Origin of the sequence: Arthrobacter alpinus (genome assembly GCF_900105965.1) — a bacterium.
Taxonomy (GTDB): domain Bacteria; phylum Actinomycetota; class Actinomycetes; order Actinomycetales; family Micrococcaceae; genus Specibacter; species Specibacter alpinus.
In genome coordinates, this window is the sequence record NZ_FNTV01000002.1 from 87,740 (window position 1) to 100,236 (window position 12,497).

General features: G+C 54.5%; 9 protein-coding genes and 1 pseudogene. 8 read left to right on the forward strand and 2 right to left on the reverse strand.

Going from position 1 to position 12,497, the window contains the following annotated elements; all coding sequences use genetic code 11:
- Positions 1 to 437: 437 nt before the first annotated feature.
- The 7 genes from BLV41_RS19845 to BLV41_RS19875 all read left to right on the forward strand — a co-directional run bounded on the left by BLV41_RS19845 (position 438) and on the right by BLV41_RS19875 (position 9,438).
- Positions 438 to 1,682, forward strand: a complete 1,245-nt coding sequence (locus tag BLV41_RS19845; RefSeq protein WP_139244506.1) for a hypothetical protein — start codon at positions 438 to 440, stop codon at positions 1,680 to 1,682.
- Between the two features lie 1,468 nt (positions 1,683 to 3,150).
- Complete coding sequence (locus tag BLV41_RS19850; RefSeq protein WP_074713526.1) at positions 3,151 to 3,687, forward strand: WxL domain-containing protein; 537 nt, start codon at positions 3,151 to 3,153, stop codon at positions 3,685 to 3,687.
- 75 nt (positions 3,688 to 3,762) lie between these two features.
- Positions 3,763 to 4,764, forward strand: coding sequence for a hypothetical protein (locus BLV41_RS19855; protein ID WP_074713846.1), 1,002 nt, complete (start codon positions 3,763 to 3,765; stop codon positions 4,762 to 4,764).
- 234 nt (positions 4,765 to 4,998) lie between these two features.
- The gene (locus tag BLV41_RS19860; RefSeq protein WP_074713527.1) at positions 4,999 to 5,247 is read left to right on the forward strand and encodes a hypothetical protein; all 249 of its coding nucleotides are present in this window, start codon (positions 4,999 to 5,001) and stop codon (positions 5,245 to 5,247) included.
- Positions 5,248 to 5,434: 187 nt separating this feature from the next.
- Positions 5,435 to 5,824, forward strand: coding sequence for a LexA family protein (locus BLV41_RS19865; RefSeq protein WP_244517046.1), 390 nt, complete (start codon positions 5,435 to 5,437; stop codon positions 5,822 to 5,824).
- 18 nt (positions 5,825 to 5,842) lie between these two features.
- A complete protein-coding gene (locus tag BLV41_RS19870) occupies positions 5,843 to 7,114 on the forward strand; it encodes a Y-family DNA polymerase (protein WP_074713529.1) in 1,272 nt (423 codons plus the stop codon).
- A 1,232-nt stretch (positions 7,115 to 8,346) separates the two neighbouring features.
- Positions 8,347 to 9,438, forward strand: coding sequence for an IS110 family RNA-guided transposase (locus BLV41_RS19875; protein WP_074713530.1), 1,092 nt, complete (start codon positions 8,347 to 8,349; stop codon positions 9,436 to 9,438).
- A gap of 318 nt (positions 9,439 to 9,756) precedes the next feature.
- Here the strand turns inward: BLV41_RS19875 and BLV41_RS23110 are convergent, their stop codons facing one another.
- Positions 9,757 to 10,149, reverse strand: coding sequence for a DUF6355 family natural product biosynthesis protein (locus tag BLV41_RS23110; RefSeq protein ID WP_425284298.1), 393 nt, complete (start codon positions 10,147 to 10,149; stop codon positions 9,757 to 9,759).
- 635 nt (positions 10,150 to 10,784) lie between these two features.
- The gene (locus BLV41_RS19885) at positions 10,785 to 11,069 is read right to left on the reverse strand and encodes a hypothetical protein (protein WP_074713532.1); all 285 of its coding nucleotides are present in this window, start codon (positions 11,067 to 11,069) and stop codon (positions 10,785 to 10,787) included.
- A gap of 528 nt (positions 11,070 to 11,597) precedes the next feature.
- On the opposite strand from BLV41_RS19885, the pseudogene BLV41_RS19890 reads away from it, so the two are divergent.
- Positions 11,598 to 11,756, forward strand: a pseudogene (locus BLV41_RS19890) (DUF4113 domain-containing protein); the annotation flags it as partial.
- Positions 11,757 to 12,497 lie beyond the last annotated feature (741 nt).

Consider the following 12,497-nt stretch of genomic DNA (forward strand, 5'->3'; position numbering starts at 1 on the left):
TCGCCGATTTCGATACTCATATACAAGTCATGAATCAATGCGACTTTTTTGGTGAGCCCAGCTTCTTTTCAGGGCTGGGCAGGTGATTGTTGATTACGAGTTGTTCATCCGCGTCTGCACACTGCGATTCGACTTTGAGGCACATGGTCTCAGGGTCTGTCCGCTCAGCTTATGCTGGGCGGAAGAGACATGATGAGATGTGGAGGAGTGAAGAAATGTCCAGTTATTCGACGTTTCGTCAGGCAGTCAGGCGCTACGCACCCTCAGAACTCATAGTTTTCGCTTCAGCGCACGCTGCAAGACACTTGGATCCCTTCAACGGTGGATCTCCAGGGCAATGGACGCGAGGCTACGCGCCGTGGTTCTATTCTGCACTCGCTCGGGAGTCGATTCTGTATGGGAACGAGTTTCGTTCTCGTAGATTATCCGACCGTGACATGGTTGAACTCCGCAATCTCTTTATGGATGCGCCTGTGGGCATAGAGAACTCTGAGGGGGAGAATATCGTTGCTCGTTTACTACAGGGCATCTCCTACGAGCAATTCCCGTATCAGACCAATGTCAAGCAGGAGCTAGCGCGCTCCTACCTCCTGTTTGCTGGAGAACTCTACGATGGAGGTCGACCATTATTCCCAAGGCCAAATGACTGGGCGCCAGTTCTGGGGGGAACGATATCAGAAGCCTTGAGCGCCTCGTTTGTTTTCGCTATCGGGGCCCATCAAAATCACGGAATTATTGATCCTGCATGGCTGGACACGATCTGGGCGGATGATCTTGAAATGGTTGTGCCTAGAGCAGTTGCAGCTGCAGTGTTAGATTGTCTTTCCTCCACCGTAGAGCAGGCAAAGATTGACGCACAGACCGTTATTAGGGACCCCTTTGCGTACCCTAGGTACGCTTACAACCCGCTAGTGAGGACACCCATCGTGGACTTCGGCCCCGGTCCACGATTCGCGCCTCAGCCCTACTTCATCCAAACCGCCATGACTGCTGAAAACCTGTATTACAGAGGCATTCAGGTGTGGGAACCTAATCAATTTGGTAAGTCTGTTGGGTTGCGTGTTCAGGACTACGTAGGCCGTCAACTCTGCCATACGGGCCGTTTGGATGTAAGGCCGGAATTTAGGTGGACGAGGAATAGGGTTGGCGGTATCGATTCGTCTGACTGGTTTGTCGTGACTCCTAGCGCGACCATACTAATTGAGTGCAAATCTGTGCGGACAAATCCAGGCATGCGAAGTGGAACTCAGGAGGGCCTCATTGCTACAGCCGCGAAGCTGGAGAGAGCGTTTGAGCAGATAAACGAAAATGCGTTGCAGTTACGAACCGGGAATGTTCAGTTCAATCATCTCCCTACAGACCGGCAACTAATTGGGCTGGTAGTCACTGCTGAACCGCTCTACGTGGCCAACAGCGCCGAGGTTCGGGAAATGCTGCCGAAAGCGCAGATACCTATCCTGACAATCTCCCTACGCGATCTTGAGACCCTGGCTGTTCTGTCTCCAGAGATGCTGGGAGATGCTCTATGCTCACTCGTAGACCGCGAATCCGAGACTTACATAGTAACTCTCGGTTTGAGGGACGTACTCCCTGAAGGATTTGAGATTCCAGAGAATGCCCTGCTGGATCGAGCGTTCGAGGATGCTATCCTCCCGAGACTGCGGGATCGTCCACGCAATTGAGTCAGTTCGAGTTGAGGTCGCGATATCAAACTATCGCTTTGGTCACCGAGGGGCCGGGCATTGAAGGGCTAGGTGTACACCGGTTCGCGATGAGTTGACGATGGAGTCAGTTCTTTTCGAAGTGGATGTGGAAGAACTGAGCCGGCAACTTTTGAAAAACTGCCGAGCCAGAAAGTGTCTCATAACCAAGTTGTCTTGAATCCCATGGCTTGCAAGACCAAGCAACCGGCAGCGTAGTCCACCTTCTCGGCCCGGACTTACTGGAGCGGCCTTGGCGACGGATACTGTTCCAATGTTCGTCAAGGGGCTAGTCGTGGGTCGTCCGCTTGGATTGAACATTGCGCTGAGCACGTTCCATCAGACTCAAGTTCACTGTTGGCTGCTCTTCTTCCCAACAGTTGGGGCATGGCTCTGGAAAAGAGTCGGCGATGTCCCAAGACCAGCCGTTGGTGCAGTCATTGTTGTTGCACCCGAGTGATCTACCTGGACCACGATCTATACGACTATCTTTGGACATGTCAGTCATGTGCAGGGACCAATGAGGTCTTGGAGAGGGCTGGTGTTGGATAGCGGAATAGGAGGCAGCTTCGAGGGCCTCCGGAACCGGGAAGGGCTTCTGACCACTCTGTATCAGTGGGGTTGTTTTCAGATTCTCCAGGTCGGTGGGGTACTTGAAGTGCCGAGGGCCCTGAATCGTTGAGTTTGAGAAGGGGGCCTTCATTTAGAAAAGATGATGCCATGCTTCAATCCTGAAGTATAAGACGTCGGTGATCATCGGACCGCAGTGTGAAAGTCTGAGGCAATCCTCCACCCACGGGCGGAGTGGCAGTCGGTCTGGATTGCTCGTGCGTGCACCACGATGAACATTGCCGGCCCTGGCATGAGCCAGTGCCGCAGTAAGCCCCGGGTGGGCCGTGGCGGCCCGGATTCCTTATCAACTTGGATCTGCCCGCCGGTAGTCCTACGTTCTTTGGAGCGGCCAGCTGGCGCCCTAGGTCCTGTTTCGTGGTAGCTACCCTGGCATGGATCCAATATCCAAGTTTGCACCGTACCGAAATCTAGCCCTGCACGCGGACTTCCTCAGCGACTTTTGACATTAGCTTTTGGGACGGCCAGGTTACGCGGAATCCCGGCATGTTTCATGACCGGCAGTGTCTCACTGGGGAGTGTCCCGGTTCCTTGGAACTGGGACACCCAGTAGGTCCAGCCATCCGTTGCATCTAGCCGCGTTTGAAGGGGGTTTCAGGAGACGTAGGTGTAGCGGTTGTTTCTTGTCCGGAATGGTCAGGGGGGGTGGCGGTTGCCGGCGTCGACGGAGCTGAAACAGATTGTCGCAATCTTTCTGCGTTCTGTAGGGTCCTTAGGCCCTATGCCGGAATCGGCGCGGGTGTCATAGTGACGTTTGGGGGAGTGTGTCTCGACTTCCGCGTTTGCATGGTCTCAGGGGCAGTCAGTCAAGGGGGATTCAATGCGCAAAAAAGCAATAGTCATGGTCATCGCGGCGGGGTGGGTGGTCGGTGGTTTGGCCATCGCAGGACCAGCACAGGCAGACACCATCGGGGGAACCCCGATCACGATTCAGGTGACCGGTGGGCCTTTGAACATTAGTGTTCCGGCGGGCCCGGTCTCACTGGGCTCAGTTGGAGCTTCCCTTAATGCTCAAACGGTTACGGCCGATTTGGGAATTGTGGGTGTCACTGATGTTCGTGCTGGAACCGCTGGTTGGGTGGTCACGGCCAGTGCTGTGGACTTCACTGGCCCGCAAAACATCTCGGTCTCGGAACCGGGTCTGAGCAGCTACACGCCTTCCAGTGCTTCGGTGATCGGCGTAGCCACCGTGACCGGCACTAATCTGGATGCACTCTATCCAGGTGGGGTTGTGGAGACTGCGACAGCTGTGACCGGGGTGAATTCCGCGACGTGGCATCCGAGTATTTCGGTGACCATTCCGGCGGACGCGTTGGCTGGAACGTATTCCAGCGTCCTGACGCACTCAGTCTCCTAGAGATCTATACAGGGACAGACTGAGATCCATCTAGTGTTCACGAAGCGTTCGCGCCTAGTCCAAATCACGGTGGCTGTGACGATTTTCGTCACGGCCGCCGTGCCTGTGCTTTATGACCCCACCACCGCTTGGGCGACAACACTCGATGCTACCGATCTCGGAAGCGTGGGCGTGCGCTTGGTCGATATTCCAGCCGATACGGCCGATGACCCACGCGCCCACCAGTACATCGTTGACTCGCTGATGCCAGGAACAACGATCCAACGTCGAATCGAGATTTCCAATACGACAACGGAGTCTGTGAAGGTTTCGACCTACGCGGCTGCCGCGAGTATCGAGAAGGGCTCCTTTGTCGGGGCTAGAGAACGAACCGCGAATGAGTTATCGACGTGGACGACTTTGAGTGACGGTGTTCTTGACTTGCCGGGTCAGGCAACCGCTGAGGACACTGTCACGATCGCGGTGCCTAAGGATGCCGCCCCGGGGGAGACGTATGCCATCGTTTGGGCCGAGGTGAGCACTAGTGGTGGAAGTGGTGTGAAACTTGTGAACCGTGTCGGGATTCGTATTTATCTGGATGTTCGCGGTGACAATCCGGCAGTGAGTAGCTTTACCGTTGATTCGATGACCGCTGAACGTGGTGCGGAGGGGAATCCTGTCGTTCGCGCACAGGTGCACAATACCGGTGGCCGCGCATTGGACCTCAAGGGCACCCTCGGCCTCACCGCCGTTAAGGGAGCACTTGCTGCGGGGCCCTATGAGGCGAAACTTGGGACAACGGTAGCGCCTGGAAAATCAGAGACCGTCACCATCGAACCCGACGATGACCTCGCAGACGGGCCCTGGACCGCTGTCCTTGAGCTCCAAAGCGGACTGCTTAAAGAGAGCAGCCAAGCAGAAATCACTTTCCCCTCGCAACCTGGTATAGCTCCCGCGGCACCGGCTCACGAGACAGGCGACGGAAGCAACTGGCCGATGATCGTTATCATTCTCGGTTCCAGTGCGGCACTTCTACTCTTGGCCGCAGGAATCATCATCTTCCTACTGGCCAAAAAACGGCGTACCCCAGTGCAGTAGATGAACAAGCTCCTCTACCCATCGCTTGTTGCAGCTCATGTGGCGAGCTGTCGAGCACCAGAGCGTTCAGGTATTGTCTTTTCCTAAGAAGTGGCCAACCGCCTTGATTGGTTGGCCACTTCTTCTTTTTTGGGGGGCCGTTGTTCTGCTCTGCGGAAGTAAGCTCAGTCTCACGTCCCGCCAGCACAAAAGCAGGGAACGCTTACACACCAGTGATGAAGGAAGGCGGGAGCTATGTACACCAACGAAGAAGCTCAGGCGATTATCCAGGCGTGCCGCACGGCCACAATCGACAGGGACAGCGCCGCCCTAGCCCTCGCAAAGACGACAGTGAAGTACATGGCTGCCATGGACGCCAACGATATTGAGGAAGCCCGGCACCAATTCCGGCTCATGAGTGGCCTACGGAAGGATTACGTTGAATCAGAGAGGGTAATGCGAACGGCTTTCGCCATGAATGACAAGCTAATCGCACAGTTCTAAGGCCGGCGGACCAGCTGGGCTCAAAGAGGCCGAGCTACAGGGAGCTTGCAGGAAGTATTTTTGCCAGGCCCTGGGATGGTCCTTGTCGGTGGGTGGGCCTACACTCAATTAGTAGAACTTTATTTCTAGTAGTTGGTGTGTCATGGATCATGTATCGAATATTTGTCTTGTAGACTTCGCGCCCCCTGTGTCGCACCCACTACTTGCCGTAGTCACCGTGGCCGCTGGTTACCCTTCTCCTGCCCAGGATTATTTTGACGGTCGGATTAACCTCAACGATCACTTGATTAAGGACGTCACCAGCACCTACATCATCCGGGTTTCGGGTCACTCCATGGAGGGTGCCGGCATTAGCGATGGTGATGAGTTGATCGTCAACCGGGCCTTGGAGCCTAAGGATGGCTCTATTGTCGTTGCTGTCCTTGATGGTGAGTTGACGGTCAAGCGGCTGCGCATCACCCCTACGGGTGTCGTGTTGCAGGCCGAGAATCCTGATTACCCGGATATTCGTGTCCCTGAGCTTGCGTCGCTCGAAATTTGGGGGACGGCTTCCGTTGCTCTGCATCATCTCTTGTAGGCCGTAGCCGTGGAACGTATGCAGGCCATCGCCCACGTGGACGTCAACAGTTTCTATGCCAGTGCGGAACGGGCCTTTGATCCATCCTTGGAGGGCAAGCCGTTGATCGTGCTCTCGAATAATGATGGTTGCGCCGTCACCCGCAGCGCCGAGGCGAAGGCGCTCGGTATCCCGATGGGGGAGCCATGGTTCAAGCTCGCGCCCCGCGCGAAGGAATGGGGGTTGATCGCCAAGTCCAGCAACTACGAGCTGTACGGGGACGTGAGCGCCCGCGTCATGGAACTGTTGGGCCGGTTCAGCCACGAAATCGAGATTTACAGCATTGACGAAGCATTTTGCACCGTCAAGGGCACCGGCCCCGAGCTGCTGCAGCTCGGACGTGCCATGAAAGACGCCGTACGCCGCAATTGCGGCGTACCCGTATGCGTAGGCATCGCGTCCACGAAAACCCTGGCGAAGCTCTGCAACCGGTGGGCAAAAAATAATCCGGATTTTGGCGGGGTGTGTCACTGGGATTCCGTACCCCTGGCACAACGCGAACACCTCATGGCCAGTCTGTCCGTGATTGAAATCTGGGGCGTGGCCACCAGGCTAACCAAGCGCCTCTACGCCCTGGGGATCAAGACCATTCTGGACCTGGCCCGGGCCAATCCCGTCATGATCCGGGACCGCTTTTCTGTCGTCATGATGCGCACCGTCCTAGAGCTGCAGGGCAAACCCTGCATCCCGATGGAGGAAGAGAGGATCGGGCGTGACCAACTAATTTTCAGCCGGTCATTTTCAACCCCGATCACTACCCGGGCCGACATGCGCCAGGTCATGAGCTTGTACGCCCAGCAAGCCAGCGCCCGCCTGGCCAAACACAACCTCCAAGCCAAGGTATTGACGGCCTTTGCGGCCACGTCCTATTACAACCCCGGCGACACGTCCTATCCCTCCGTGTGCGTGCCGCTGCCGATGCCCACAGCAGACCCCATGCTGTTAGCCCGCGCAGCTTACGCGCTACCGCCGCGCATTGTGGAAGGCGTCAAGTACGTTCGTGCCGGGATCATGGTCACCGACCTACGCCCCACCGGCAACCAATCACCACTAGAACTCTTCGAAAACCCGCACGAGGAACGCCACATCGGCCAACTGCTAGAGGATGTTTCAAAGAAGTATGGGCGGGGGAGTATCGGCCTCGGCTCAGCAGGTATCAAAGGTGGCCCCGATTGGTCCATGAAACGCGACATGCTCAGTCCCCGCTACACCACCCACTGGGACGAACTACCTATCGCCAAAGCCTCATAAATGGTGCGGGGCGGGCAAGGGATGCATACAGATGCATTTGCCTTGCCCGCCCCATAGGGTGCGTTGCTGTGACCGTCTCAAGCTGTCGACGATCACCTACTGCTGGTGTTGCTGATGTTGCAGCGGTCGTCTCAAGCTGTCGACAACCACCTACTGCTGTTACTGGTGTTGCTGTATCCGTCTCCTACTGCTTGACGGCCAGGTACTACGGGTACTACTCATACTGCTGGTACTGCTGGTACTGCTATTACTTGTGTTGCTGTGGTCGTCTCAAGCTGTCCGACGACCACGCCTTCCGGGTCCTGCTGTGTCCGTCTCCTACTGCTTGACGGTCCGGTACTACTGGTACTGCTGTGGTCGTCCAAGCTCTCCGACGACCACACCTTCCGGGTCCTGCCATGGTCGTCTCAAGCTGTCGACAACCACGTACTGCTGGTGTTACTTGTGTCCGTCTCCTACTACTTGACGGCCAGTTTTACTGCAACGGTGCTTCCCCCCTAGACAAGCAACTACAACTACTTTGATCGGGGGAACTTCCGTTCTCTTTTTCTTACGACAGAAAATATAACTACTCTTTGAAATCTCGTCAAGTCGACTTCGGACGGGCTGAGTTTGGTCGGCGCGCTACCGCTGCGGGCCGGACATGGAGCGCTTAGGAAGTTGCTCGGGATCTTGTGCAACTTTCTGTGTGCACCTCTAGTTTGCGGTGGTTTCTATGGGGAGATATTTGGTTCACCGGGTGCCGGGCCGGGTCACTTGGTGGTGTCACGCGGTTAGGGAACCGTGCGCCGGGGTTACCTGGTTGTGGCCAGGAGAGAAGCTATGCCCATTGCCCGAGCGTCGGCGTAGTGTTTAGAACGGAGTGGTCAACAGTGCCCCTATTTTGTTGGCCACTTCACCATTTAGTAGCCGTGAGTAGTAGCCGGCTATCGGGCAAGTTTCCCATGGTCTGTAAGTATTTTGTTGGTTGCTCTGTGAGTGACTGGCAGTCTGGTGCTGTGACTTGGTTCGTTCGTGGCTCGCCCATGGAATTGCCTCTGCCGGTTGGTGTGGGTGCGCTGTCTTGGATATGTCCGCCCGGGCCGGGTTCAGCATCGGTTCTGTCTACTGCCCTGGCTTGATTAGAAGCATGTCCGCCAAGAACATTGGCGTGGCTCATGACAGACCTGCCAAGCGGTAACCCCTTTCGATGCTTCACACGACTGATAGCAATCGTCGATATTGGAGGAAACATGAGCATCGTTGCCGAAAAGTTCAGTTTCGTCGTAGGAATTGATACCCACGCAAAGACCAATACGTTCGCGATCATCAACAGCATCACTGGTGAGGAAATCGCGAACGAGACTTTCCCTGTCACTGTTCCAGGAGGCAGACGAGCTCTGTCTTGGATACAACGGCGATGCCAGGGGTCCACGGAGAAGATCCTGCTGACGATGGAGGGCACTGGATCCTATGGCGCGAAATTCCGGCAGCAGGCCACCGATGCCGGGTTTCAGGTCACTGAAGCTCCCTTCCCGGAGCGCAGGTTAGGGAGGCTCAGAGGTAAATCAGATGCCATCGATGCGGCGCGGGCTGCTCGCACCACGATGGGTATCTCCCTTGAGAAAGTCAGGGATCCACGGGCGGGCAGGGTTCATTTGGCGTTGCGGGTGTTGACGACTGCTAGGACATCAATGTCTCGTGAACGGACAGCAGCGATCAATTCATTGAACGCTTTGCTGCGGACAGTTGAGCTGGGATTAGATGCTCGAAAGGCGCTGTCGGTCACCCAGATCAGGGTGGTGGGGGCATGGCGGGAACGAGATGAGGACCTTAGTCTGCAAATCAGCCGACGCGAAGCAGTGCGGTTGGCTGGGCGAATCATCGAGTTGGCCGAACAATTGAGGCAAAATCATACCGAACTAGAACGTCTGATATGTGCTGACCATCCTGAACCGTTGGAAGTGTTTGGTGTTGGTCCTGTCAACGCGGCGATCATTCTTACCGCGTGGTCGCATCCGGGGAGGGTTAGATCAGAGGCGGCGTTCGCGGCCCTGGCAGGAACCTGTCCGGTTCCGGCATCCTCCGGCAGTACGACCCGGTACCGGCTCAATCATGGTGGAGACCGCCAGCTCAATAAAGCGATGTACACCATCGCTCTGAGCAGGATCCACTGGGATCAAGCAACCAAGGTCTACGTCGCCAAACGGACAAGCCAAGGCCGAACGAAGAAGGAGATCATCCGGAGCCTCAAACGCTACATAACCCGCCAGCTCTTTCGAACACTCAAAACGGCAGGTTCACTGCCTACCCTCGTACCTGCTCGGGCCACTTCGCCAGCTTAGGACAATGGCGGGGCAAGCGTGTGGTGGTTGAGTGCCGACTCCATGCATCAGCGGGCATCATCGCCCCCACTCACATTTGTCACTGAATTTCATAGGGCAAAGGTGTCCCATCGGGGCCGTTCCGCTTCTTTGGAAGTGGAACCCCTGCAGGTATGCACCGCGTTACGAACTATGGACTAAGCCGGGCATGCACCCTGAAATTGAAGGGCCTGCAAACAATTTTGTAGACCTGCTTGTTGAACGCCCGTAAACATAAAAGAGAGAAAATAAAGCTGACAACCAAATTTTTTCTTTGGTTGTCAGCTTTAAGTGACAATTCTAGCAAGCAGCTCCCTTGGAGTTTGCAACATAGACCCAATTGAATGGCCCGATGAGGCTAATCATCGTGGTGGTTCCGGGACCGACGCAGTACTCGCCAACATAGCTATTTAAAGTAACACTGTCGTTCCAGGCAATTGACAACCAGACGCGGCCCCCGGTAGATGTGCAGTGATTGTAGGTCTGCCCAGCGAAATTGAAGCCACATCCTGCAGCCATGGCCTGCAGTTCGGGGGAAGCCATGGGGGTTGTGGGCCCTTGGGCGATCTGTGGTGATGTGACGGCGGATACATCCGAGGGGGAAGCCACCACCGGCTGGGCTAAGCTCAATGATCCAATAGCTAGTGCGAAGATGGCTCCAAAAATTGAAAAGCTTTTTCTTTTTAACGACATGGTTAGTCCCCCAAATTTTGATTGCTAACAACAACAACTGCAGCCTATGGTGAAATAAAATTCTTGTCAAACAATCAGCCTGCCAAATCTCGTCTCGAACTGCGAGGGATGTGGGCTGCGAGTAGGGGGCTAGAAGTGATTTTTGGGAAATTTACGTGACATATCAAGGAACTGAACAGCAATATCCTATCCAATTGGGCAACTAAATGATGAAAGCCCACTGTCCGATCGGATAGTAGCCTTTCAGAGAATAGATTTCGTTTATTATTTTCTTTCAATTGCATGGCTATGCGTTTCATGCGCAAAAAATTCATTTCAAAAAATAGCCTACAGAAATTAAATATCTTTGGTCTGCCGACATTTGCTGCTTTCCTACAGCGCAGGCGTGGATACGGCCGGCATCGAGTTTCCTGACTCTCTGTCCTTGATGATTGCTCGGAACTAGATCTTGCATCTTGAGAGCAATTCACTTGCTTAATGGCGTGAAGCCGTACAATTTCGGTCCAGCCCATGGCGGAAATTACCGAATTTCTATCTTCTTGGAATGTCACCCATAAGAAGCGTTCGGGTTTAAATAGCTAGAATTATCTGGTCCATTTTCGGTACAAATGCGTTCATCTATTCTGGAAACCTAGCTACTTTCCAAGATTCTTTTGGGCTCGAATTTTTTTTGCTCGGCTCCTCTCTATGTCGCGTATATAGAAGTCTCTGAGCTGCCCATCTTTGATCTGGTCATACCCTTCTTCCTCAGCATGGCGACAGTATTCTTCGAAGTTCGCTAACCATGGTGAGTGTTCGACTTGCTCGAGATCATCAACCCTTTTGCTTACGTGATTAACAAGCCGGACACCCTGATATATAAGAAAAACGGCAACAACTAGCAGTGCCGCGGCCAACAGCAGGATGATAAATATTTTCAATTCACAGTTCCTTGAGTTTGTTTATTGATTTAATTTCTCCAAGTATACATTACAATTTAATGAAACGGTCACTTTTGTGCTTGAATTTAAGAACGCCATCTTGTTCGGTTTTTGCTGCGCACTAGACTAAGCGGCACGAGAGGTGAGGCAGTCGAATGGGCGGCACAGAATGCATCGGTCGATCCTCATTAAAGAATATCGTGAATCTGGATAATATGCTTAGGATTTATTGCACTAATATCACCATACAACCCCACGAGACCCTCTGGTGTAGTATTTACTAACATTTCCTGAGGGATTCCAGTGAATCGGCTACATTTGATGCGTAATTCTTTGAGTTATTGCAGCAAATATTTCGATAGGTGACCCGAGCAGGGCAATGTTCTCCAAGTTGTAGGGAGAGGGGCAAGTCCAGGCAGCCCTGCCATGTGTCTAGCACTGACACTCGTGCTGTGGTTGATCGCCTCTTGGGCTTCGCCAGCATGGTCGGGGGTGGGTCTCGAGTGAAGGGAGGAAGGCGATGCCGACGAACTCCTAGAGGCTGCTTCTAAGAAGTATGGGCGGGGGAGTATCGGACTCGGGTCAGCAGGCATCAAAGGTGGCCTCGACTGGTCCATGAAACGCGACATGCTCAGCGCCCGCTACATGGCTCACTGGGATGAACTGCCTATCGCTAAGGCCTCATAGGGGTGAGTGGATCATGGCAGCCGTATCAGCAGGGAGTGGCCCCCGCTGTCTCCGAGGTGGTGCAAGGCAAACGGTCAGAGTGTCTCTGTAGTGTTCTATTTTGGAGTGGCCAACCGTCCCCAAGAGGTTGGCCACTTCGCCATTTAACAGCCGTGAACAGTAGCCGGCTATCGGACAAGTTCCCCAAGGCGTGACCCGGTCAACTCTTGACAGTTATAGGAGCATCCAAACCGGGCGAGTGTCCTGGTTCCTTAGAAATGGGGAGTTGATGGATTGGCGCTTGCTTGCAATGGTTTGCTCTGTTGTCGGCTATTTCACGTCTTTCATATCGGCCACCTACGGGGAGCTCATCGTAGATTTGACCTATGAGGAAGATAAGGCGGCGGGGCGCACCGGAAGACGGCCCGGCAATCGAGACCACAGATAGTGCTCAATGGATCAGCCTAGCCAGGGGAGAAGGTGTGACCCTTGCCCTTGCTAATGGCTACACCATGCAGGGGCGGGTATCAGATGTCGCAATGGACGGTAGCGCCGTCTGGATCGACCTCGCCGAGGGCGGAGTTCGGCAAATGTTCTGCGCCGCCGATAACGTCACTATCACCTCGGCACCTGAGCTAACTCACTTATTCTCCCTGTCGTAAGATAAATTCTGGGAGCCCTGGCGTGTGCCCCGCTATGGCGCACGCCAGGGCTTTTTCATGCCCAATTAACTCCCCAAAAGCGAGGCAGAAAAGGCTAGCG

Excerpts from the sequence above, each read along its gene's own strand:
- BLV41_RS19845 (WP_139244506.1), top strand. The coding sequence starts at position 438 with ATGGTTGAACTCCGCAATCTCTTTATGGATGCGCCTGTGGGCATAGAG.
- BLV41_RS19850 (WP_074713526.1), top strand. The coding sequence starts at position 3,151 with ATGCGCAAAAAAGCAATAGTCATGGTCATCGCGGCGGGGTGGGTGGTC.
- BLV41_RS19860 (WP_074713527.1), top strand. The coding sequence starts at position 4,999 with ATGTACACCAACGAAGAAGCTCAGGCGATTATCCAGGCGTGCCGCACG.
- BLV41_RS19870 (WP_074713529.1), top strand. The coding sequence starts at position 5,843 with ATGCAGGCCATCGCCCACGTGGACGTCAACAGTTTCTATGCCAGTGCG.
- BLV41_RS19875 (WP_074713530.1), top strand. The coding sequence starts at position 8,347 with ATGAGCATCGTTGCCGAAAAGTTCAGTTTCGTCGTAGGAATTGATACC.
- BLV41_RS23110 (WP_425284298.1), bottom strand. The coding sequence starts at position 10,149 with ATGTCGTTAAAAAGAAAAAGCTTTTCAATTTTTGGAGCCATCTTCGCA.